Genomic DNA, 22,806 nt, shown 5'->3' with positions numbered 1-22,806 from the left:
GCAAAGGTAGTGACTTTTTGTCAGTCTTCAAAGCAAAGAGATTAAAAAAATGATGTTTTTTGATAAAACATTAGCATTTTGCAAAACTTTTCACGCTCAATGTTTGTTATTTCGGCTAAAGAGATTAACTTTCCCATCTTTTACAGTCCAAAAACGAGCAAACCCTTTTGTACATTGGCGTGAAGCCATGTGCAAAAGGGTCTATATATGTAGCACTGGAATGGGGTTATCTATATTTAACCTTTTTTAATATTAGCAATAATCTGTTTGATTTTCTGACGAGTAACAATCTCGGTGTCGAGTCTGAAGCCGGCTTTGGCATGTAGGTCATCGGTAAGATCATCCCGTGTGAAGTTAGGCTTGTAGCCTTCTCCCTTGACTATGTTCATAGTCATTGACCGTAGTTTCTCAATTATAGCGGAGGATGTGTATTTATAGTTCAGTTCCTTTTCCATTATTCTGAAGAGCAGTAGTGTGATAAAGCAGACAATGAAGTGGGCCCTTATGTGTTCCGCCGTCCAGACGAAGACGGGTCGACCCTTGAAGTCAGTCTTGATGACCCTGAAGGCATCCTCCGACTCCCAGCGGTTATGGTTCAGTTCGATGATTTTCGTCACATTGTCAGACAGATCCGTACATATCGCATAGAAGCCGTCATATTTTTCTTCTTCTGATATGGCGTCAAGATTCAGGGAGACGGTTCTGAATACCGCAACCTCGCCGTCTTCTGTGGCGTAGGTCTCGGAAAGGAACCTGTCAGGGCTCTTATAAGATTTGGTCAATGTCCTGTTTCCACGTGCATTGCTGTCAGCCTTGTCAATCTCGCGTTGACGCAGGAATCGGAGGTAGTCGCGGTATTTGTATGAAAATGTCACAATCAATCTTTGAGAGAACTTTGTCTTTTCATTGACAATCCAACGCTCGCGATAAAAAGTGCGGTCTCCGTAATAACGGGCAGTATCGGCATCAGTCAGGTCAAACTCCAGTTCATCCTCGTCTGCATCCCGGTACCGCTTGTCTTTTTGTACCGTGTCGGACTTTACAAGTTTCCATCCTGTCGGTTCCAGACACCAGTCCCTGAGATTATCCTCCAGTTTCTTTATTGACTGCACCGTTATGAATGATCTTTCTGCTGTGGAGTTATATGACCGGTTGCCTTCAGAAGAGAGACCTCCGTCTGTACAGACTACAATCTTGCTGACCCCCATCTTCTCAACTATAATCTTTTCAGTTGGAATCAAGGTAGTCTGTTCGTTGGCATTGCCGGGATTGATGCACATCGCAACCGGCATGCCGGAGTTGTCGATGAACATACCCATCTGTACGATGGGGTTCGGTCGATGTTCCTTGGAGACTCCGTACTTGCGTATACGTTCATGAACGTTCCCTTTTTTGTCTGTCACATAGTCCGGATCGGCAGATTCTCTCTCGAAAAAATAGTTGGTGCAGTCATAGTACATGACGGTCGTATCCCGTTCGACAACCTTTGACGAATTAAGGAAAAGTCTCTTCTGGATGTATTCACCGTGTCTGTCCAGGATATCCAGACTCCTGTAGATATGCTGTTTTTCTATATCAAAAGGCTCGATATAGCTTCCGCTCCTGCGATAATTACCTAGTTTTGAAGCCGGTCTCAAAAGCCGTTCGTAGACCATCAGCTCCAGAACTTTGTTGAAATCGAAGTCGAACTTATGTTTACGTGAGATTGCCTCGCATATCCTGTCCATCCCGACCTTATGGTACAGCCGTTTAAGAAACAGATATCCGCTCTCGCAACTCTGAGCCTCGCCTTTTTCAATAAGCTTTGTGGGCGACAGACGTGATATTATCACCTGCCGGCCCTCCTTCTCCTGTGCCGTAAGCCTGGCGATATATTCCCTGGCCCATTCAACAGGATCTCTGTCTCCGCATCTCTGACGAACTTCCTCAAGCGTTCCAAGGCGCTCATGGATTCTTGAGGTACTTTTGCCGTTCTTGTCCCTGTATGCCTTCTGTACATAAAGGATGGAAGTCTTTTTTGTCTTGGTTATTTTCAGCTTCATATTATGCCGCCCTGCCGTTGATTGCTACACGGTGCTACAAAGATAGTAATAAAATTTGACACGTGCAAGCGTGCCAGCAAAAAAGATTCATGAAAATGCAACTGTCAAACTACCGAATTGCCCGTCCCTCCTTTCAAACAAGGAGGAACCGGACTAAAGCCAAAAGGCATGATTTTGTGATTCTAAAGATAGTTGTCTTATAGCGATTTAAAGTGTTGAGAAAGAAAAACTTTCTTCACTTCATCTCCTGCTATTCGCTTCGCAGCGTCATTGCCGGGAGGATTGTTGCCTTTTCCTTAGTCCGATAAATCACATTGATGAATTAGCGTAAAATAATTATACAGTCTAAGGTAAGTTCAACAAGTGTCTCTATTCTTTGGCAAAGGTAGTGACTTTTTGTCAGTCTTCAAAGCAAAGAGATTAAAAAAATGATGTTTTTTGATAAAACATTAGCATTTTGCAAAACTTTTCACGCTCAATGTTTGTTATTTCGGCTAAAGAGATTAACTTTGCAATGCTTTTAAGCATATATCACTCGCGGGATGGTTCTACATCCCGACTCCTCACAAAGAGTGAACTTCACTAACTACTATATGATGTTTCAACTTGGTTTAGTCGCTAAAAAGAGGCTTTTAGCCTCGGAATGACTATAAAATAGCGACCTGCCATAAAATGATATATAAAATCTAACAGTTTATAATGTATAATATCGCCGATCTCAACGCAATGACTGAGAGCGAACTCAAGGGCATTGCTGAATCTATGGGTATGAAGAAGGTCGACGCATTGTCCCAGGAAGACCTTGTGTATAAGATCCTTGACCAACAGGCCGAGGACATTGTCGCCGCCTCAGCAGTAGAGAAAAAGAAGAAGGCATCTAAAGAGCCCAAAACTCCTAAAAATAATGAGCCTAAAAAGAAAAAGAAGCAACCGGCACAGCAGCCTGTAGCCGAACTGTCGGCACCTGTAGCGCAGGATTTAACCGCCGATGGCGCTGAAACAGTTCAGTCACAACCGTTGGCGGAACCGCCGCGTCGCCGTCGTGGGCGCCCGTCAAAGGAACAGTTGGCGGCAGAAGCGGCTGCTCTACAGAATCAGCCTAAGGATCAGGATGCTACCGATGAGAAGGTTGAACCGGTTGTAGAGCCTGAGCGCGAATTGCCTCCTCATGTTGAAGTTGTCGATGACAATGATCATCGCGACATTATGACGCTGGTTGCTCCGCTTCCCGCTACCGAAGTTACCGTGTCGGGTGAAGAGCCGTCGGCTACCGACGAGCCTAAGGCTGTTGAAGAACAGGCTCAGGAACAAGAACTGCCTGTTGACGAAAACCAACCTGTAGCTCCTCAACAAGGCAAAAAACGCGATTTCCGTCCCGGAAAGGACTGTTCATTCGGCTCGTTCTTCCGTACCGAGCGTAAATTTGTGCCACGTTCGCAGCGTGAGAAGGAGGAAGCTGCCGCAGCCGCTGCAATAGCCGCAGCAACAGCCCCCATTGTCATTCGTGAGCCCGGACAGGAACCCGCTCCGCAACCCAATAATAATCAGGGCGGCAAGAAGAATAAGCGCAACCGCAATAATAACAACAATAATAACAATCAGCCTCAGCCGGTTCAGGAACCGCCAATGCCGCAATACAACTTTGACGGCATATTGATGGCTACCGGTGTGCTTGAGGTGATGCCCGACGGATACGGATTCCTTCGTTCAAGCGACTACAACTACCTGTCGTCGCCCGATGATGTCTATGTCACTCAGGCTCAGATAAAACTTTACGGATTAAAGACCGGCGATGTCGTTGACGGATGGATTCGTCCGCCTAAGGAGGGCGAGAAATATTTCCCGCTTAGCTCGGTTCAGAGTGTAAACGGTCGCTCCCCCGAGTTTATACGTGACCGTGTTCCATTTGAACATCTCACGCCTCTTTTCCCCGACGAAAAATTTGACTTGACCGGTGGTCGCACCTGCAATCTGTCGACTCGTGTCGTAGATATGTTCTCGCCCATAGGCAAAGGCCAGCGTGGCTTGATTGTGGCTCCTCCCAAGACCGGTAAGACCATATTGCTGAAGGATATAGCCAATGCAATCGCTGAAAATCACCCCGATACATATATCATAATATTGCTTATCGACGAGCGTCCCGAGGAGGTGACCGACATGAGCCGTAGCGTAAATGCCGAGGTCATTGCTTCGACATTCGATGAGCCGGCCGACCGACATGTCAAAATTGCAAGTATCGTTCTTGAGAAGGCAAAGCGCATGGTAGAGTGCGGACACGATGTTGTGATATTGCTCGACTCGATAACTCGTCTGGCACGCGCCTATAACACGGTTTCCCCTGCATCGGGCAAGATTCTGTCGGGAGGTGTTGATGCCAATGCGCTTCAAAAGCCCAAACGCTTCTTCGGTGCTGCCCGTAACATTGAAAACGGAGGTTCGCTTACAATCATCGCTACGGCGTTGACCGAAACAAGCTCCAAGATGGATGAAGTGATATTTGAAGAGTTCAAGGGCACCGGCAACATGGAGCTTCAGCTCGACCGCAAGCTATCGAACAAGCGAATATTCCCGGCTGTCGACATTATGGCGTCGAGCACTCGTCGCGACGACCTGTTGTTGCGTCCCGAAACATTGCAACGAATGTGGATTCTGCGTCGTTACCTCAGCGACCGCACATCCATTGAGGCAATGGAATTCATGCGCGACCAAATGGAGAAGACTCGTGACAACGATGAACTCCTGAGGTCGATGAATGCCTGATGAACTACATCGATGATTTGATATAATGAAAGCCCGCGTATGTATTTCGTGGGCTTTCTCGTTCTATTTGCTAAAAATCGCGGTAAAATCTTTTCAATGCAAATTGCTTGCATTAACTTTGTAAGTGAAATGAGCAAGTTATCGGGAAAACTACTGTTTAGGATTATAGGATTACTGGCTGTTGCATCACTTTGGGGATGTAGCTCGACCAAGCATGTCCCCAAAGGAGAGTATCTTGTCGAGTCGGTCGACATCAAGATAGAGGACAATAAGGACATTTCACCCGTCGAACTGGTCAACTTCCTGCGACAGACTCCCAACCACAAAGTGCTCGGATTTCTTAAACTTCAACTTGCCACCTATAACATGTCAGGCAGCGACACCACCAAGTGGTTTAACCGCTGGGTGCGCAAGCTCGGACAGCCGCCCGTGATATATGATCAGGCACTTACCGAGGCATCGGCCTATCAGTTGCGACAGGCTTTGGTCAATCGCGGTTACATGGGCACAGTTGTGGAAATCGACACGGTTCGTCGTGACAACAAGAAGAAAATCGATGTCACCTATCACATAACCACTGGAGAGCCGCATTATATATCCACAATCAACTACAATCTGCCTGATTCGGCGATAGCCGGGATTGTGATGAGCGACACTCTTTCGTTTACTGTTAAGCCCGGTGACCTCCTCGACCGTAACAAGCTTGACGAGGAGCGCATAAGAATCACCGAACTGTTGCGCGACAAAGGCTATTACACATTCAATAAGGAGTACATAACGTTCACTGCCGACACTCTTGCCGGAGCGCGTGACGTTAATCTCACGATGAATCTCAGGCGGCCTCATCTGTCGGGAAGTGACAATGACTCTACGGCTCTGCACAAGATATACACCATACGCAATATAATATTCGTGACCGACTACAATCCGGGGCAAAACTATGGTAACTACGACTTCCATGCTCTCGATTCGGTGCGTTACCGCGACATTACGGTGCTTTATGGCGAGGACCGTTATCTGCGTCCGCAGGTGCTTTACGATGCCTGTTACATGAAGGCCGGAGGCCGTTATAACGCATCGGAGGTCGACCGTACCTACGAGGCTCTCGGGCGGTTTGGCATATTGCGTTATGTAAACATCGACATGCGTCAGGTGGGGGCTGTGGGCGATGATGTGATGCTCGATGCCTACGTGTTGCTTACGCGAGGCAAGAAGCAGGGTATTTCGCTTGAGCTTGAGGGAACCAATTCCGAGGGCGACCTCGGCTTCGGTGTAGGGCTCACTTATCAGCACCGCAACCTTGCACGCGGCTCGGAACTTCTTACAGCCAAGTTCCGCACAAGCTACGAAAGCCTTTCGGGCGATTTCAACGGACTGATCAATAACCGTTACATGGAGTATGCCGGTGAGGTTGGCATAACGTTCCCTCAGTTTGAGGCTCCGTTCCTCTCCTATAACTTCAAGCAGAAGGTGAGAGCCACTACTGAGTTTGCTGTTTCGTTCAACTATCAGGAGCGCCCCGAGTACACACGCATAATTGCAGGCGCCGCCTGGAAATACCATTGGGCCAGCCGTCAGAACAACCTGCGTCACCGCTTTGACCTCGTGGACATCAACTACGTTTATCTGCCGCGCAGCACTATCGACTTCATAAACCAGATTGCACCGTCCAATCCGTTGCTTCGTTACAGTTACGAGGATCACTTCATAATGCGCACCGGCTACAGCTACTACCGCACCAACAAGCGCATGATTGCGTCAGGTGCATTGCGCCGTTACGCCTTGCAGCCGTCGGTATTCACAATCAGGGCTACATTTGAAGCTGCGGGAAATCTGCTCTATGGAATATCATCGTTGACCGGACAAAAGCGTCACGAAGGTGCCTATAAGGTCTTCGGCATACAGTATGCTCAATATGTGAAAGCCGACGCCGACTATACGTTCACACGCAATTTCAACGAACGCAGTTCGATTGCGTTTCATGCCGGACTGGGCATAGGGGTGCCTTACGGCAACTCGTCAATGCTTCCCTTTGAGAAGCGATTCTTTGCCGGAGGTGCCAACGGTGTGCGCGGATGGGGCGTAAGAACTCTTGGCCCTGGTAGCTACGATGCCAAGAACTCGGTGACCGACTTCATCAATCAGTGCGGTGACATCAGGCTCGATCTCAGCGTGGAGTACAGGGCCAAACTGTTCTGGGTAATGGAAGGCGCATTGTTTGCCGACGCCGGCAACATCTGGACGATACATAACTATGAGAATCAGCCGGGAGGTATGTTCAAGTTCAATAAATTCTACAAGGAGCTTGCTGCTGCCTACGGAATAGGCTTGCGACTTGACTTCACTTATTTCCTGTTGCGACTTGACCTTGGAATGAAGGCCTACAATCCCGCGCAAAATCAGGAGCGTTGGCCGTTATTTCATCCTCGCTGGGGACGCGATGCCACATTCCACTTCTCGGTGGGTTATCCGTTTTAATTAATGAACTAAAAGAAAAAATCGATTACACTTATGAAGGAGTTGGTTATATTTGACCTTGACGGAACTTTGCTGAATACGATAGCCGACCTTGGCATAGCCACCAACTATGCGCTTAAAAAGATGGGATTTCCCGAGCATCCGCTGTCGGCTTATCCGGCCATGGTTGGCAACGGAGTTAAAAAACTTCTTTGCCGGGCTCTTCCGTCGGGATTTGACAATGACGACACGGTAGCGGAGCTGCGCACCTATTTTAAGGAGTACTATGACGAGCATTCGGCCGACCATTCGGTACCTTATCCCGGAATTCCGCAGCTGTTGGAAAATCTTCGCGACAAAGGCGTGAAGATAGCCGTAGCCTCAAATAAGTATCAGGAAGCGGTGGAGAAGCTGATAGGACATTTCTTCCCTAATCTTGAATGGGCTGCCGTTGAAGGGCAGAAAGAGGATGTCCCCGTAAAGCCCGACCCATCGATTGTGTTTGACATCCTGTCGAAGTCGCCGACTCCTAAGGCGACCGTGCTCTATGTGGGTGACTCGGGTGTCGACATGGAAACGGCGCGTCGCGCCTGTGTAGAATCAGTAGGCGTGACCTGGGGATTCCGTCCTATGACAGAGTTGAAGGAGTATCATGCCGACCATATAGTCAATACGGCCGACGACATTTTCGAGCTTGTCAACAGGGAGTATTAACCTGTATAGGCCCTGTTGGCCACAGTTAAAACTCGCTTGTGAAGTGGAATTTTATCTTGGGGAAATCGGACTGCGCCATCTGCAACACATAGTTTGAGTCGGCGAGAAATACATCGCGTCCGTCGCGGTCTACAGCCATGAACTGGTGCTTGCGCTTCTTGAAAGCTGCGAGAGCCTCCTCGTCGTCGCTTTCAATCCAGCATGCCTTGTAGAGCGATAGCGGTTCCCATCTCACCGTAGCTCCGTATTCGTGGAGGAGTCGGTATTGGATGACCTCAAATTGCAGCTGACCTACGGTGCCTATTATTTTTCGTCCGTTAAACTGGTTGACAAACAGCTGTGCCACACCTTCGTCCATGAGCTGCTGTATGCCCTTTTCAAGCTGCTTTGCTTTCATTGGGTCGGTGTTCTCGATGTATTTGAACATCTCGGGCGAGAAGCTTGGCAATCCTTTGTAATGCAGGTTTTCGCCTTCGGTGAGAGTGTCACCTATCTTGAAGTTTCCGGTATCGGGAATACCCACGATGTCGCCGGGGAAAGCCTCGTCGACAATGTTCTTTTTCTGGGCCATGAATGCGGTAGGAGCGGCAAATCGCATCATTTTGCCCGAGCGTATGTGCTTGTAGTTGGCATTACGCTCAAATCGGCCCGAGCACACCTTGACGAATGCTATACATGAGCGGTGGTTGGGGTCCATATTGGCGTGAATCTTGAATACGAATCCGCTAAACGGTTCTTCCTCGGGATTAACCTGACGCTCCTCAGCCTGAACAGGGCGGGGTGAGGGAGCAATCTTTACGAAGCAGTCGAGAAGCTCCTTTACGCCGAATGTGTTCAGTGCCGAGCCGAAGAACACCGGTGCCACCTTTCCGGCAAGATATTCGTTGACATCAAGCTCAGGATACACACCTTCGATTAGCTCCAGATCCTCGCGCAGTTTTGATGCATCCTTCTCGCCTACGGCCTCGTCGATGCGCGGGTCGTCGACATTTTCGATTTCGACACGTTCGGTGACCTGAGTCTTGCTCGGGGTGAACAAGTCGAGCGAGTGCTCGTAGATGTTGTAGACGCCTTTGAATTTGGCACCTATGTTTATGGGCCATGATAGGGGACGCACCGCAATCTTTAGTTCGGCTTCAAGCTCGTCAAGAATCTCAAACGGATCGCGGCCTTCGCGGTCGAGCTTGTTGACAAATATGATTACGGGGGTGTTGCGCATTCGGCACACCTCCATCAGTTTGCGTGTCTGCTGCTCGACACCCTTTGCCACATCGACCACTATGATTACGCTGTCGACGGCAGTGAGTGTACGGTAGGTGTCCTCGGCAAAATCCTGGTGACCTGGAGTGTCGAGGATGTTTATTTTATAATCACCGTAGTTGAATCCCATCACTGATGTGGCTACCGATATTCCGCGCTGCTTTTCAATCTCCATCCAGTCAGATGTCGCGGTTTTCTTGATTTTGTTTGACTTTACGGCACCTGCAACGTGAATGGCACCACCGAAGAGCAGGAGCTTTTCGGTCAAAGTTGTCTTACCCGCATCAGGGTGCGAGATGATTGCAAACGTGCGTCTGCGGCTTATTTCATCGTTTAATGTAGCCAATGGAGTGGGTTGTTGATGGGATGTTACTGATGATTTAGTTGTTGCTCTCTTCTTCCTTCAGGCGTGCGATGCACTTTTCGAGGCTGTCGACCCAATAGGGTATCTCCACGTTGTAGGTGGTTCTCAGTCGATGGGTGTTGAGCACGCTGTAGAACGGACGCGATGCCGCGGTGGGGTAGTCCTCGGTGGGAATGGGGATGACTTTGCAGTCGGTCACACCTGCTATGCGGTGTATGGCTTTTGTGAAGTCATACCACGATGCTACACCTGAATTGGTGAAGTGATAGATTCCGGGAACCCACTGATGCGACTCGATTATCTTGTAAACGGCTGCTGCGAGATCGGCTGCGTAGGTGGGCGATCCTATCTGGTCGACAACCACGCGCAACTCCTTGCGTTCGCGACCGAGGCGTATCATGGTCTTTACGAAGTTGTTGCCGTAGGGAGAGTAGAGCCATGCTGTGCGCACGATTACGCTGTCGGGGGCCAATGCGATGAGCGCTGTTTCGCCCTGGCGCTTGGTGGTTCCGTAATGTGACATGGGATTTACCTTGTCGCTTTCGCTGTAGGGACGATAGGCTTTGCCGTCAAACACATAATCGGTGGAAATGTGTACAACCTTGGCTCCGGTAGCGCTTGCAGCGTTGGCGAGGTTACGCACTGCATCCACATTGATTTGATGACAAAGGGCCTTGTCTTCCTCGGCTCTGTCGACAGCTGTGTAGGCTGCGCAATTGACAATGTGGGTAATCTCGTTTTTCTCGACAAAGCTTTTTACTGCGTCACCGTCAGTGAGGTCGAGTTCTTTGATGTCAGTGTAGATGGTTTTGCCGGGCATCTCTTTTTCAAGGATGTTCCGCATCTCATGACCAAGCTGTCCGTTGCATCCGGTTACTAAAACTTTCATAATGCGTCTAATGAAATTTTGCGGATGCAAAGTTAAGAATTTTTATTGAATTAAAGAACCGATTACCCTAATCGTTGTCATTCCAAAGCTTATCTTCGGAGTCGAGCTTGTAGTAGTGGGCGAGCATGGCGATGAATCGCGATATCTGAGTGATGGCCTTGAGCGTGTCGGCCGACAGCTCTTTACCCTGTAGTCGCAGCATCAATGTGCCGTAAAGGGCGGCAAAGCAGGTTTCGATTTCATCGAGCTTTTCATCGCCTTGCTTGGCTCGAAGCTCTACGATGAAGGGCAGTGTCTTGTAAAATTCGGCTCCGTATTCGGCAAACTTCGGGTCTTTGAGCAGTGCGTGATGCAGGTCATCGAGCTGCAGGATTACGTTTTTGTTTAGTTGCAGGTGTCCTTTTTGCTGCACATTCTCGCGCCTCATCATGTCGATTAGCGATTCATACCATTCAGTCATCTCCTTTATTTGCGGTTCCGACAGCTGGTATTTGTCGATCACATTGCTTTTTATCTTGTCAAGGTCAAGACCGTTAGCGCGGATCAGGTCCTCTATCTGCCACATGTATAGCAGATATTCCGCTATGTTTTCTTTTCGTTTCTGAGAAGCTATATACATAAATCGTGGATTTAAATCTTATATATCTATATAACGCTATGTCATCCGTAATGGATGTAAAGTTAATTTAAAAGCATTACATTGACAATACATTTCAGGCATAAGTTACGTGAGGCCGAATGATTGAGTCGTGTCGTTGCTCTTTAGGCTGCGGCCAATAATTGCGGCAAGCGGCATGAAAAAAGGGTCGCCGTGATGGTGACCCTTGGTGATTCGGCTGGGACTCAAACCCAGGACCCACAGCTTAGAAGGCTGTTGCTCTATTCAGCTGAGCTACCGAACCAGCATTTATTTGCGAGTGCAAAGTTAATGCTTTATTTTGACATGGACAAAATTTTGACCCATGTCGATTAATTATTTATATGTTTTATAGTCACATCGTTTTTTAGAGAATATTTTTATGAGCAAAATAATAACCTATTCGTATGTGCTTTTAATGGTTGTGAAGAGATGTGTCTGTGGTGCAATTAGCTGATAATTAATGATTTATCGGGGGGGGTAATTATTGTTATAAATTGCTTGTCAGATATGATTTGATTTCTTATCTTTGTGTTATTATTGGAATATTAAAGTATCTGAACGGATTGTGATAGAAAATATTAATAAACGTTTTGCAATTATCGGTATTGCTGGATACATTGCTTTAAGACATTTGAAAGCCATTAAGTCATTGGGCCAAAATGTAGTGTCAGCCCATGATTTATTTGACAGCGTCGGTGTGATTGACAGTTATTTCCCTGACGCTTATTTCACTACAAGCTTCAATTCGTTTATGCATAGTATTCATGAAAATAATGTTGATTACCTTACTGTTTGTACGCCAAACTATCTGCATTGTCCTCATACATTAGCAGGACTTGAAGCCGGAGTTGATGTTATATGCGAAAAACCGTTGGCTTTAACTTTTGAAGAATTAAATAGAATGGATGAATGTCGTAAGTCGTTCGGGCATGATATATGGACGATATTGCAATTAAGGCTTCATCCTGAGATTATGAAGTTGAAACAGGAAGTTTTTAATTCAGACAAAAATAAATTCCATGATGTGGATTTGGCCTACATTACTCCACGTGGTCGTTGGTATGCCGAGTCATGGAAAGGTGACCTGTTGAAGAGTGGTGGGTTGGTGACAAACATAGGTGTTCATTTTATAGATATGCTTCATTGGATATTTGGCCCGGCCAATAATGTCAATGTTCATTATTCGTCTGAAGATTGTGTCGCCGGATATTTGGAATTAGAAAATGCAAGGGTGCGATTCTTTTTGAGCATAAATCCACAACATAGACCTGATGTAACAGATGACAAAATGTCGCCTTATAGGCAAATTGTTGTAGATGGGAAGTGCATTGATTTTACCGGTGGATTTACTGATTTACATAGACAGAGTTACTTTGAGATAATCAATGGTTCGGGATTTTCCATAGATGATGTAAAGACAACAATTTATACACTTGAAACTATCCGTAATGCCGGAATATCTACATTGAACAGAGAGTATCATCCACTTTTATATCGTTTGCGGTTATGATAAAAATGGTTGATTTATATAGTCAGTATCTTAGTATGAAGAAAGAGATTGACAGTGCCATAATGGGTGTTGTTGCATCATCTGATTTTATAAAGGGAGCTGAGGTTGCATTGCTTGAGGAGGAATTGGCCGAATATATAGGTGTCAGGCATTGCATAACATGTGGTAACGGCACTGATGCATTGATACTTTCTCTTATGGCTATGGATTTAATGCCCGGCGATGAAGTTATTGTTCCGTCATTTGCATTTGCTTCTATTGTAGAAGGTGTGCTATTGCTTGGAGGTGTGCCTGTTTTTGCCGATGTTGATAATACAACTTTCAATATTGATGTTAAAAGCGTTGAGAGGGTAATATCGGATAGGACAAAGGCGATAGTTCCGGTTCATTTATTTGGACAGCCGTGCAATATGTCGGATTTGATGGAAATATCTCGTAGCCATAAAATAATGGTTATTGAGGATAATGCACAATCATTCGGCGCATTATGCCGTATGAACTCCGGAAAAGAAATTTATGCGGGTGGAATTGGTGATATAGGTTATACCTCATTTTTCCCGACAAAAATGCTTGGATGCTATGGTGATGGTGGTGCTGTATTTACAAATAGTGATATTCTGGCCAAACGTGTGAGAGAATTATCCAACCATGGGCAATGTTATAAATATATGCATGAAATGATAGGTTTTAATTCTCGTCTTGACACTATGCAGGCCGCTGTGTTAAGGGTTAAATTAAAGCATTTGTCACAATCTATAAGAGGACGCAGGATGTTAGCCGAACACTATTCGAAACTGCTGAGTGATATAGAGGATATTGAGCTGCCGGTTGAAGTTAATTACGGTAAACATGTTTATCATCAGTACACGATCAAGATTAAGCCATCTATGCGTGATGAACTTAAAGAAATGCTGATGACCCGAGGAATACAATCAATGGTCTATTATCCTATGCCACTGTTTGAACAGCCGGCATACTGGGGTAAAGGGTTGTGTGATCCTGAAATGAATATTTGTCATTCTCTATGTAAATCGGTTTTATCATTACCTATGTATGGTGAACTTACATATGGCCAACAAGATGAAATAGCTTATGCAGTGAAAGCGTATTTTAATAACCATAATGTGTATAAATCATGATTGATACATATATTCATCCCACTGCTGTTATAGACAATGGCGCTATTATAGGTAATGGATGTCATATTTGGCATTTTGTGCATATCATGGAAGGTGCCGTATTGGGAAATTCATGCAATATAGGTCAGAATGTCATGATAGCCGGTAGTGCGATAATAGGTAATAATGTAAAGATTCAGAATAATGTATCGGTGTATGATGGTGTCATTTGTGAAGACGATGTATTCTTAGGCCCTTCATGCGTATTCACGAATGTGAGAAATCCGAGGAGCGAATTCCCCCGTAAAGGGAAATACGAGTCTACGATTGTGCATCGTGGTGCAACGATAGGGGCCAATGCCACTATTGTATGTGGTGTAGAGATTGGCAAGTATGCTTTTATAGGTGCAGGTGCAGTAGTGACTGATTCTGTTCCCGATTATGCAATTGTTATGGGTGTGCCTGCTCGCTGTAAAGGATGGATGTGTAAATGTGGGCATCGACTTGAATTCAACAAGTACGATGTCGCTATATGTTCAGAGTCGGGACACCGATATTGTAAATTTAAAGATAATGTCTATGTATTGTAAAGACTTTAATCTATATGAAAAGCTCAAAGAGCATAAGGCTTCAGTTGCAGTTTTGGGACTCGGTTATGTTGGATTTCCGTTGGCAATTGAATTTGCGAAGCGTTTTCGTACAATAGGCTATGATATAAGTTCGGAGCGTATAGAAGAATTGCAAGGAACATTTGAAGAAGCTATTGACATAACTTTCACATCAAATGCTGCTGATATTTCGGATGCTTCATTATATGTGATTTCTGTTCCAACTCCTATTGATGAGAATAAAAATCCAGATTTGAACCAATTACTTGAATCAAGTACCGTTGTTGGAAAATGTCTTAAGCCCGGGAATTTTGTCGTATATGAATCTACTGTTTATCCTGGATGTACTGAGGATAAATGCATACCTGTATTGGAAAAGGAGTCAGGCCTTGTTTGTGGTGATGACTTTAAAGTAGGGTATACACCTGAACGTATAAATCCAAATGACGCGAAACATACACTGACTAATACTGTTAAAATTGTGAGTGCTTGTGATGATGAAGCGTTGGATTGTATTGCCAATATATACAATAATATTGTGGATGCAGGAGTTGAATTAGTGTCTTGTATAAAGGTTGCAGAGGCATCAAAAGTGCTTGAGAATACTCAGCGTAATGTCAATATCGCATTGATGAACGAGATGGCGATGCTATTTTCTGCTATGGATATCGATATGACAGAAGTTTTGAAAGCTGCATCGACTAAATGGAATTTTGTAAATTATTCTCCGGGACTGGTGGGTGGTCATTGCATACCTGTCGCTCCTTGGTTTTTAGTGTCTGCTGCATTGGAACGGAATATTGACATGAGGCTTGTAAAAATGAGTAGTTTAGTCAATGACGATATGGCGTCATTCATTGTTCAGGAATCGCTTAAACGTATTGATACCATTGTTAAAAGCGCTGAACAACCGATAAGAGCATTGGTAATGGGATATGCTTATAAAGAAAATATTGACGATATACGCAATACGCTTGTGGAGCCTATTGTTAAGCAATTGGAAGAAGCCTCTATGGAGGTTGACATTGTAGATCCATTTGTTAATCCGACCAAAGCAAAAGCCATGTATGGTCGTGACTTGAAATTAGATCCTGAAGCTCCTTATGACTTGATAATAGTGACAGTTGCTCATGATTGTTATATAGATCTTGATAATGATTATTTTATGTCCATTGCACGTAGCAGTAAATCATTGCTTGTAGACATAAGGGGAATATATAAAAATAAGGTAAAAACATTGAATTACTATAGTTTATAACTTATGATTGTCGATGTCGTTACTACAAATAGTCCGAAGAATCGCACTATGTTGACTTTTTTGTTGGCATTGGCCAATCTTATGTCATTTAGTGTAGGCATAATAACTGCCGCGATTCTTAGCCGTTATATGGCTGTTGTAGAATATGGCACATATCGACAAGTGATTTTCATATATACGACATTGCTCGTTGTGTTTTCAATGGGTTTGCCGAAATGTTATTCCTATTTTCTTGCACGTGTACCTATTGAATATGGCGCCGATATTGTTAAGCTATTAAACAAATTGTTTTTTGCCTTATCGGCTTTGTTTTCGATATTTTTGTATCTGGGAGCCGACTTTATTTCTGATATTATGGGCAATGAGTTGCTCGTTGATAATTTGCGCTATTTTGCAATAACACCTATGTTGCTTATGCCTGTAATGGGAGTGGAGAGCATATTGGTCGTTTACGGGTATGGAGCTATGTTGCTGTTCTATGTATTTGCCGGACGGCTGATGATGATTGTGTGCACGGTTATGTCAGTAGTCGTATTTGATGGTGGTGTTACAGGGGCTATTTGTGGATTTGTGGTTTCATCGGCTTTTTCAAGTATAGCAGGGTTTTGGTTATCCTATTGGCCGTTTAAGAGAGTGACATCATATAAGAGCAATATTAGGATCGGAGATATAATGTCATATTCATTTCCTGTGATGATGCAGGGAATTTATGGATTTTTTATTGGGGCGTCGAGTTTGTTCTTTGTTAGTCGTTATTTTGGAGTAGAAGAATTTGCATTGTTTTCTAACGGTTATAAGGAATTGCCCTTTTTAGGCATGGTTATTGGTGCTGCCTCAGGAGTTATTTTCCCTGAATTTTCGAGGATGTCTAGCAATGGTGATGATAAGCAGAATTTTGTTGCTTTGTGGAGGACTGTGTGGTATAAATCATCGACTATAATATATCCGCTGTCAGTGTTCTGTTTAATATTTGCAGGTGAGATTATGGCATTCATTTATGGCGAAAACTATAGAAGTGCTGCTTTTCTATTCATGATTGTGTCCGTTATTGGCATAGTACGGGTTGTTGCATATTCGCCAATAATGCTTTCATTGGGGCTTGGCCGTGGATTCGCTAATACTCATCTTGTTACGGCTATAATGATTTTGGCGCTTGATGTACTGTGTGTCAATTTTTTCCCAAGCATAATCGCTATCGCAATTATAGCCACGTGTTGTACTGTGTTTTGCCTATTTGTTATGCTAATTACAATAGCGAAGTCATTGGAATCAAGTTTATTTAAATTGATACCTTTGGGAGCAATGTCTAAGATTCTGTTTGCATCGATTATTTCATGCCTTATGGCGCGTTTTTTAGTTCATATTACAGGAATTACAAATGTCCTTGCTGTTCTTGCTATAGGAGGAGTTGTATATGCACTCATATATTTCCCTTTTGTATCAAGATTAGGAGTTGGGTATATTGATATAATTAAACCCATGCTTGATATTTTTGCCAATAAATTTAAAACGGAATCTTCTCGACAACTTATGGAGGAGAGTAAATAGACTGAGATGATGAATATTCTGATTATAAGCAAATACTTCTATCCAAGAAATAGTATTGCCTCATTTCGTATAAATGCATTTGCAAAGTATATAAGAAATGCAGGACATTCTGTCACTGTAATTGCCGAAGGTGATCAAGACATGGATACTGAATGGAACGGTTGCAAAGTAAGTTATGTTAAGAACAAGATAATGACCGTATCGTATCTTCGAGATAAAATTAAAAGACGAAAGCGATGGACGGTGCGTAGAATAACTGCGTCATTACTGAACAGAATATTTTTGGATTATAACCTGTTTTGGGGATTCCGAGTTTTTAAAAAGGCCAATAAATTATTTAAAGAGAATAGATATGATGTAGTGCTAAGTTCTTATATGCCTATATCACCGCATCTAGCGGCCTTGAATTTGCAGTTAGTTGGTCACAAATTTTTTTGGATTGCAGATATGAGGGATGAAATGTCAAAACATCCATATTTTAGTAAAAAATATAAATCGGCATATATTGCAATTTATGAACGTCTATTTTTGAAAAATGCCGACCTTGTGCTATCTGTTTCAAAACCCATATTGGATGACTTTAGGAAAATGCATAGTAGTAGCAATTATTTGGAAGTCAGAAATGGATATGATTATGAAGAAGTGTATGATGTGAATTTCCAATCAAAGTTCACTATGGGTTATATCGGACAATTCTATGATAAAATTAAGCCGGATAACTGGTTTCATGCTTTTTCAGAATTGATATCCGAAGGGCGGATTCCAAAAGACAGTATTATAAAAATTATAGGGAATAATATGAAAATTAAAATCCCTGACAATATCATTAATAATGTATTTGAGATTGAATCGGTTCCACATGATGAAGCTATACGTATATCTACAACTGAAGTTGATGTATTGGTAATGATTCATCCTTTAGGGCGAAAAGGTGTTTATTCAGGTAAGATATTTGATTATCTTGCAACAAATAAACCAATATTGGCATTATACGATCCTGATGATGTAGTCGGCGATTTGCTTAGAGAAACAAGAGCTGGATTTACTGTAAAAGAATCAGATATTGAAGGCATTAAAAGCATGATTCTTAAATGTTATTCAATTTGGAAAAATAGAGAGGTATTACCTCGGGATTGGAACAAGATAAAACAGTGTCGACGCTTTAACCAAACCAAGATTCTACTTGATTATCTTTCGGAACATTTGCCAAATCAATAGTTTATCAGCAGAAAGAGCGGAGCAGGGCTATCTCTTCGGGCCAGATTGATTCATCAGGTGTTTCGAGGATGAGGGGCATGTCGTCAAATCGCGGGTCGGCCATGAGGCGCTTGAAGAAATCGATGCCTATGCATCCCCTGCCTATTGACTCGTGACGGTCGACACGGCTTCCGAGTGGCTTCTTGGTGTCGTTGAGGTGGAATGCCCTCAGATAGCTGAATCCCACGATGTTGTCAAATTCATCGAAAGTTTCATCATAGTGGTCGGCGAGGTCGTATCCTGCGGCAAACGCATGGCAGGTGTCGATGCACACACCTACGCGGCTCTTGTCGTCGACGCGGTCGATTATGTAACGCAGGTGCTCCCACCGGTTGCCTATGTTGCTGCCTTGCCCGGCAGTGTTTTCAATCACGGCTGTCACACCCGATGTTTGGCCAAGCGCGATATTGATTGATTCGGCCACACGGTCGAGGCACTCTTCAACGGTTATTTTGTTAAGATGGCTTCCTGGATGGAAATTCAGCAACTGCAGGCCGAGTTGCTCGCAGCGTTTCATCTCGTCGATGAATGCGTCACGGCTCTTGGCAATTGCTTCCGGGTCGGGATGTCCGAGATTTATGAGGTAACTGTCGTGGGGCAATATGTAGCGTGTTTCAAGTCCGCTCTCTTTCACGCGGCCTTTAAACAGGTTGATACTGTCGTCGGTCAAAGCCTTAGCCACCCATTGCCTTTGATTTTTGGTGAACAAAGCAAATGCGTCAGCGCCGATGCCGACTGCATTGACCGGTGCGTTCTCAACGCCTCCGCCGGCCGATACATGTGCTCCTATGCGTTTCATCTTTATCGAAATCAGCCAAGGCTTTCAAGCACCTTGCGTATCTTTTCGTAAGTGGTGATGCGTGTGGGCACGAGTGGGAGTCGAAGTTCGTTTTCGATGAATCCCATGGCATGCAGTAGGCATTTTACTCCTGCCGGATTTCCGTCGACAAACAGCAGGCTGAATAATTCGGTGAATCGGTGATGAATAGTGAGGGCGCGTGCATAATCACCTTGAAGCGCAAGTCGCACCATGCGTGAAAATTCACGGGGGAATGCATTGCCGATAACCGAGATAACGCCTACGGCTCCCAGTGTTATGAGCGGGAATGTGATGCCGTCATCTCCCGAGATTACCATGAAGTCGTCGCGCTTGTTCTTTATGATGTCGTCCATCTGCGAAATGTTGCCCGACGCTTCCTTTACTCCTATTATATTGTCAAACTCAGCTGCAAGTCGCAGTGTGGTTTCGGCGGTCATGTTTACGCCGGTGCGTCCGGGTACATTATATAATATGACAGGAATAGGCGATGCCTTTGCTATCTCGCAGTAGTGTTGGTATATGCCCTCCTGCGACGGCTTGTTGTAGTAGGGCACTACCGAAAGCACGGCGCTGAATGGCGATAGGTCGGTTGTGCGCAGTTCTTCGACAAGCGCCATGGTGTTGTTGCCTCCGATTCCAATGACGAGCGGCACTCTACCGGCTACGCGTTCAACGACGAAGTCACGCACCCGATGCTTCTCGTCGGGCGTGAGAGTTGCGGTTTCGGCGGTCGTACCCAATACTACGAGGTAGTCGACGCCGCTTTTTATCTGATATTCGAGCAAGCGGGCAAGAGCGTCGAAGTCAATCGACTTGTCTTGCTTGAAAGGGGTGACGAGAGCCACACCCATGCCTTTTAGATTAATTCGGGCCATAGCGTATCGATAGATGCTGTTTTTGCGGTACAAAGTTAGGCATATTCGATATTTTTCACAACATCTGCTGATAAAAATCATTGAAACATGGCTAAAAATATTCGTATTGTGAGGTGAGGCATCGGTCCGGGATTATAAAAATTAAGCATCGTTCAAGAACCTAACGAGCCTTTTATATGTTATATCAACGTAATTAAAACTTACTGTTATGAGCGAATTTATTGATATTATCAAAGATAGCAAGCCGACATTGGTCGACTTCTTTGCTACATGGTGTGGCCCTTGTAAAATGATGCATCCTATTCTTGAGCAGTTGAAGGATAAACTTGGCGACTCGGTGACCATAGTCAAGATCGATGTCGACAAGAATCAGGCTCTCGCCCAGGAGTATAGGGTTATGTCGGTGCCTACGCTCATCATCTTCAAGGACGGAGAGGTGAAGTGGAGAGCAGCAGGTGTACACACAGCCGCCGACCTTGAGGCAAAGCTTAAGGAGATGGCATGACACTCATAGATTTCTAACCTAATGAATACATTATTCAATACGATTCACTATTTACCTTCTTGATTTAATATTTGGTTTTTTGGAATTTTTCATCGGCCCTGTTTCTACATTGAAGCGGGGCCGATTCTATTAAGAGCCGGTTCGACAATAAATGTTAACGGCAGGGCGGTCAATTGTTGAGTGATTTTCTTTAGCTCTTGAGGGAGCGATGGGGCTCCATCGTGACCGAAAGAGATGAAGAAAAGCGCCAACGAGTGGCCGAGGCGAAGGTAACTTTCGTCCCGTCAAATATCGAGGCAGCATCTTCCACTGACATCCGGTGTAAACCGGATATGCAATAGCTGTGATTATCTTATAGAGGCCTGTCCGTTCCTTTCCATGGAAGCCTGACAAAAACTTACGGATGCGCTTCCGCCGGCAATGCTTAAACTTTATTTTCATGGAGTCAATGATTTATGTTATTGAGATATAACACAAATCACACCTTTTCCCCTTTTGGTTGAACCGAAATTACCATCGCCTCGCATATTGCGGGCGCTTTTCGGTCTGTTTGTCAGTCGTGTACATCCAGTACACTCCTTCCTCGCAAACCAAAAATCGCTCCGCACTATGCGACCCTGCCGTTAATATTTATTGTCGAACCGGCTCTAATATGATTTGTATATTATGGCTTATTTGGCTATCTTCGTAGTGATAAATTACATTTAATAAAGTATGATACTTGAAAGATTGCTATTATGCGGCGTGTTGATGGCCGGTGGCATTGCAGTCGATGCCGAGGAGCTGGTAATACTCCACACCAACGACACGCATAGCCAGATTGAGCCTAACGACCGTGACCTTGGAGGCATACTGCGCCGAAAGGTGCTTGTCGACAGCGTGAGAGCCGTCCATGACAACGTGTTGCTCATCGATGCCGGCGATGCCGTGCAGGGTACGCTCTATTTCACCCTCTATGGCGGCGAAGTCGAGCGCAAAATGATGAATGCTCTCGGATATGACATACAGATATTGGGCAACCATGAGTTTGACAACGGTATGGAGGCTCTTGCCGAGCAGTGGCGCGGCGTGAATGCCGAGAGGCTGTCGACCAATTACGACATGCGCGGCACTCCGCTTGACTCACTATTTGCTCCATATACGATAAAGCGTTATGGCAACAGTTCGATAGGAGTGATTGCGCTGAATCTCGATCCTAAAGGAATGATTGCCGACAAGAACGCCGAGGGAATCGTGTATCTCGATGCCATTGAGGCAGCCAATGCCACGGCATGGCACCTTAAGCATAACGAGCATGTCGACGGGGTTATTGCGGTGACACATATAGGATATGACACAAGCAATCCGCCCACGCCGAGCGATATTGACCTTGCGGTCGCCTCAAAGAATATCGACCTTATAATAGGGGGACACTCTCACACGACAATCGACCCGAAGTCGCCGAAAGCTCCGGTATTTCATGTGGTCAATGCCGTGGGCGACACCGTGCTTGTGACGCAGACCGGAAGTCGCGGACAGTATCTCGGTGAGATTGTCGTAGACCTGCCTTCGATGAAGAGCGACTATCGGCTCCTGACTGTGGACCGTCGCCTTGACGACCGCATAGACCGTGATGCCGCATCGATACTTGAGCCATACAAGGCCGGAGTGGAGCGCCTGATGGGAGAGCGCATAGGACGACTTGACAAGGAGATGTCGTCGAGCAGCGACCTGTTGCTTAACTGGGTGGCCGATGTGATGCTGGAGATGGGCCGCCGATTGTCGCCTGACAGCAATGTGGATCTGTCGATAGTCAATAAAGGCGGAATACGACGCGGACTTCCGAAGGGTGACATTACCATGGGGCAGATAATGACTATGCTGCCATTTGACAACCATCTGGTGCTGCTTGAACTGAAAGGAAGCGACCTGATTGGCGCGTTCAAGGTGATGGAACATCGCGGCGGCGACGGCGTGAGCGCAGGTTTTGACTGGCGTAACATCGATCCGGAACGCCTCTATCGGGTGGTGACAATAGACTATCTTGCCAACGGTGGCGACTACATGGAGCCGCTGACTCATGGAAAAATCACAGCCCGCAGCGATGAAAAGCTTGACGAAGTGATGATAAAATATATCGTTGAACAGAAAAACAAGACAATAAAATACAATGACAACAAGCCGCGAATGTAACGGTTTTTA

General features: G+C 45.2%; 17 protein-coding genes and 1 tRNA gene. 11 read left to right on the top strand and 7 right to left on the bottom strand.

All coding sequences use genetic code 11. The features are described from left to right. Nucleotides 1-236 precede the first annotated feature (236 nt). Nucleotides 237-2,042 carry an IS1634 family transposase gene (locus E7746_RS06435; RefSeq protein WP_107681949.1) on the bottom strand — a complete coding sequence of 602 codons (1,806 nt, stop codon included), beginning with the start codon at nucleotides 2,040-2,042 and terminating at the stop codon, nucleotides 237-239. Between the two features lie 699 nt (nucleotides 2,043-2,741). Here E7746_RS06435 and rho point away from each other — a divergent pair. The 3 genes from rho (at nucleotide 2,742) to E7746_RS06420 (ending at nucleotide 7,973) form a co-directional block, all read left to right on the top strand. Beyond that, nucleotides 2,742-4,802, top strand: a complete 2,061-nt coding sequence (rho, locus tag E7746_RS06430) for a transcription termination factor Rho (RefSeq protein WP_123397166.1) — start codon at nucleotides 2,742-2,744, stop codon at nucleotides 4,800-4,802. Nucleotides 4,803-4,931: 129 nt separating this feature from the next. Continuing rightward, entirely contained in the window at nucleotides 4,932-7,280 is a 2,349-nt protein-coding gene (gene tamL / locus E7746_RS06425; protein WP_136410222.1) for a translocation and assembly module lipoprotein TamL, read from the top strand. Nucleotides 7,281-7,313: 33 nt separating this feature from the next. Continuing rightward, nucleotides 7,314-7,973, top strand: a complete 660-nt coding sequence (locus E7746_RS06420; RefSeq protein ID WP_136410221.1) for an HAD family hydrolase — start codon at nucleotides 7,314-7,316, stop codon at nucleotides 7,971-7,973. A gap of 25 nt (nucleotides 7,974-7,998) precedes the next feature. Here the strand turns inward: E7746_RS06420 and E7746_RS06415 are convergent, their stop codons facing one another. The 4 genes from E7746_RS06415 to E7746_RS06400 all read right to left on the bottom strand — a co-directional run bounded on the left by E7746_RS06415 (nucleotide 7,999) and on the right by E7746_RS06400 (nucleotide 11,388). Beyond that, nucleotides 7,999-9,579: a peptide chain release factor 3 gene (locus tag E7746_RS06415; RefSeq protein ID WP_123397163.1), complete on the bottom strand. Its 1,581-nt coding sequence runs from the start codon at nucleotides 9,577-9,579 to the stop codon at nucleotides 7,999-8,001. A 34-nt stretch (nucleotides 9,580-9,613) separates the two neighbouring features. Further along, nucleotides 9,614-10,486, bottom strand: coding sequence for a dTDP-4-dehydrorhamnose reductase (gene rfbD / locus E7746_RS06410; RefSeq protein ID WP_123397162.1), 873 nt, complete (start codon nucleotides 10,484-10,486; stop codon nucleotides 9,614-9,616). 67 nt (nucleotides 10,487-10,553) lie between these two features. Then, nucleotides 10,554-11,105: a DUF4924 family protein gene (locus E7746_RS06405; protein ID WP_123397161.1), complete on the bottom strand. Its 552-nt coding sequence runs from the start codon at nucleotides 11,103-11,105 to the stop codon at nucleotides 10,554-10,556. A 206-nt stretch (nucleotides 11,106-11,311) separates the two neighbouring features. Beyond that, nucleotides 11,312-11,388 (bottom strand) — tRNA-Arg (locus E7746_RS06400). 303 nt (nucleotides 11,389-11,691) lie between these two features. On the opposite strand from E7746_RS06400, the gene E7746_RS06395 reads away from it, so the two are divergent. From E7746_RS06395 to E7746_RS06370, 6 genes are read left to right on the top strand one after another with little or no spacing between them, the layout of a single operon-like run. Continuing rightward, nucleotides 11,692-12,636: a Gfo/Idh/MocA family protein gene (locus tag E7746_RS06395; protein WP_238337353.1), complete on the top strand. Its 945-nt coding sequence runs from the start codon at nucleotides 11,692-11,694 to the stop codon at nucleotides 12,634-12,636. A 35-nt stretch (nucleotides 12,637-12,671) separates the two neighbouring features. Further along, nucleotides 12,672-13,775, top strand: a complete 1,104-nt coding sequence (locus E7746_RS06390; protein ID WP_238337352.1) for a DegT/DnrJ/EryC1/StrS family aminotransferase — start codon at nucleotides 12,672-12,674, stop codon at nucleotides 13,773-13,775. Beyond that, nucleotides 13,772-14,344 (top strand): acyltransferase, encoded by a 573-nt coding sequence (locus E7746_RS06385; protein WP_136410220.1) that lies wholly within the window; start codon nucleotides 13,772-13,774, stop codon nucleotides 14,342-14,344. Before E7746_RS06390 ends, E7746_RS06385 begins: the two co-directional genes overlap by 4 nt. Beyond that, nucleotides 14,334-15,620, top strand: a complete 1,287-nt coding sequence (locus E7746_RS06380) for a nucleotide sugar dehydrogenase (protein WP_136410219.1) — start codon at nucleotides 14,334-14,336, stop codon at nucleotides 15,618-15,620. Before E7746_RS06385 ends, E7746_RS06380 begins: the two co-directional genes overlap by 11 nt. 3 nt (nucleotides 15,621-15,623) lie before the next feature. Beyond that, complete coding sequence (locus E7746_RS06375) at nucleotides 15,624-17,168, top strand: oligosaccharide flippase family protein (RefSeq protein WP_136410218.1); 1,545 nt, start codon at nucleotides 15,624-15,626, stop codon at nucleotides 17,166-17,168. Nucleotides 17,169-17,174: 6 nt separating this feature from the next. Further along, nucleotides 17,175-18,386, top strand: coding sequence for a glycosyltransferase (locus E7746_RS06370; protein ID WP_238337351.1), 1,212 nt, complete (start codon nucleotides 17,175-17,177; stop codon nucleotides 18,384-18,386). A gap of 4 nt (nucleotides 18,387-18,390) precedes the next feature. Here E7746_RS06370 and nfo read toward each other — a convergent pair whose 3' ends face one another. Beyond that, entirely contained in the window at nucleotides 18,391-19,224 is an 834-nt protein-coding gene (gene nfo, locus E7746_RS06365) for a deoxyribonuclease IV (RefSeq protein WP_136410217.1), read from the bottom strand. Between the two features lie 11 nt (nucleotides 19,225-19,235). Continuing rightward, nucleotides 19,236-20,120, bottom strand: coding sequence for a 4-hydroxy-tetrahydrodipicolinate synthase (gene dapA, locus E7746_RS06360; protein ID WP_136410216.1), 885 nt, complete (start codon nucleotides 20,118-20,120; stop codon nucleotides 19,236-19,238). A 208-nt stretch (nucleotides 20,121-20,328) separates the two neighbouring features. Between dapA and trxA the strand changes: the two genes are divergently transcribed. Together trxA and E7746_RS06345 are read left to right on the top strand one after the other, a co-directional pair. Further along, the gene (gene trxA / locus E7746_RS06355) at nucleotides 20,329-20,625 is read left to right on the top strand and encodes a thioredoxin (RefSeq protein WP_123397153.1); all 297 of its coding nucleotides are present in this window, start codon (nucleotides 20,329-20,331) and stop codon (nucleotides 20,623-20,625) included. A gap of 714 nt (nucleotides 20,626-21,339) precedes the next feature. Next, the gene (locus tag E7746_RS06345) at nucleotides 21,340-22,797 is read left to right on the top strand and encodes a bifunctional metallophosphatase/5'-nucleotidase (protein WP_136410214.1); all 1,458 of its coding nucleotides are present in this window, start codon (nucleotides 21,340-21,342) and stop codon (nucleotides 22,795-22,797) included. Nucleotides 22,798-22,806: the final 9 nt, after the last annotated feature.

Source organism: Muribaculum gordoncarteri (genome assembly GCF_004803695.1).
Classification (GTDB): Bacteria; Bacteroidota; Bacteroidia; order Bacteroidales; family Muribaculaceae; genus Muribaculum; species Muribaculum gordoncarteri.
This window is presented reverse-complemented; position numbering and strand designations above follow the sequence as displayed.

Bases quoted from the DNA above. Each gene is read 5' to 3' on its own strand.
- E7746_RS06435 (WP_107681949.1), bottom strand. From the start codon at position 2,042: ATGAAGCTGAAAATAACCAAGACAAAAAAGACTTCCATCCTTTATGTA.
- rho (WP_123397166.1), top strand. From the start codon at position 2,742: ATGTATAATATCGCCGATCTCAACGCAATGACTGAGAGCGAACTCAAG.
- tamL (WP_136410222.1), top strand. From the start codon at position 4,932: ATGAGCAAGTTATCGGGAAAACTACTGTTTAGGATTATAGGATTACTG.
- E7746_RS06420 (WP_136410221.1), top strand. From the start codon at position 7,314: ATGAAGGAGTTGGTTATATTTGACCTTGACGGAACTTTGCTGAATACG.
- rfbD (WP_123397162.1), bottom strand. From the start codon at position 10,486: ATGAAAGTTTTAGTAACCGGATGCAACGGACAGCTTGGTCATGAGATG.
- E7746_RS06405 (WP_123397161.1), bottom strand. From the start codon at position 11,105: ATGTATATAGCTTCTCAGAAACGAAAAGAAAACATAGCGGAATATCTG.
- E7746_RS06390 (WP_238337352.1), top strand. From the start codon at position 12,672: ATGAAGAAAGAGATTGACAGTGCCATAATGGGTGTTGTTGCATCATCT.
- E7746_RS06385 (WP_136410220.1), top strand. From the start codon at position 13,772: ATGATTGATACATATATTCATCCCACTGCTGTTATAGACAATGGCGCT.
- E7746_RS06380 (WP_136410219.1), top strand. From the start codon at position 14,334: ATGTATTGTAAAGACTTTAATCTATATGAAAAGCTCAAAGAGCATAAG.
- E7746_RS06375 (WP_136410218.1), top strand. From the start codon at position 15,624: ATGATTGTCGATGTCGTTACTACAAATAGTCCGAAGAATCGCACTATG.
- E7746_RS06370 (WP_238337351.1), top strand. From the start codon at position 17,175: ATGATGAATATTCTGATTATAAGCAAATACTTCTATCCAAGAAATAGT.
- nfo (WP_136410217.1), bottom strand. From the start codon at position 19,224: ATGAAACGCATAGGAGCACATGTATCGGCCGGCGGAGGCGTTGAGAAC.
- dapA (WP_136410216.1), bottom strand. From the start codon at position 20,120: ATGGCCCGAATTAATCTAAAAGGCATGGGTGTGGCTCTCGTCACCCCT.
- trxA (WP_123397153.1), top strand. From the start codon at position 20,329: ATGAGCGAATTTATTGATATTATCAAAGATAGCAAGCCGACATTGGTC.
- E7746_RS06345 (WP_136410214.1), top strand. From the start codon at position 21,340: ATGATACTTGAAAGATTGCTATTATGCGGCGTGTTGATGGCCGGTGGC.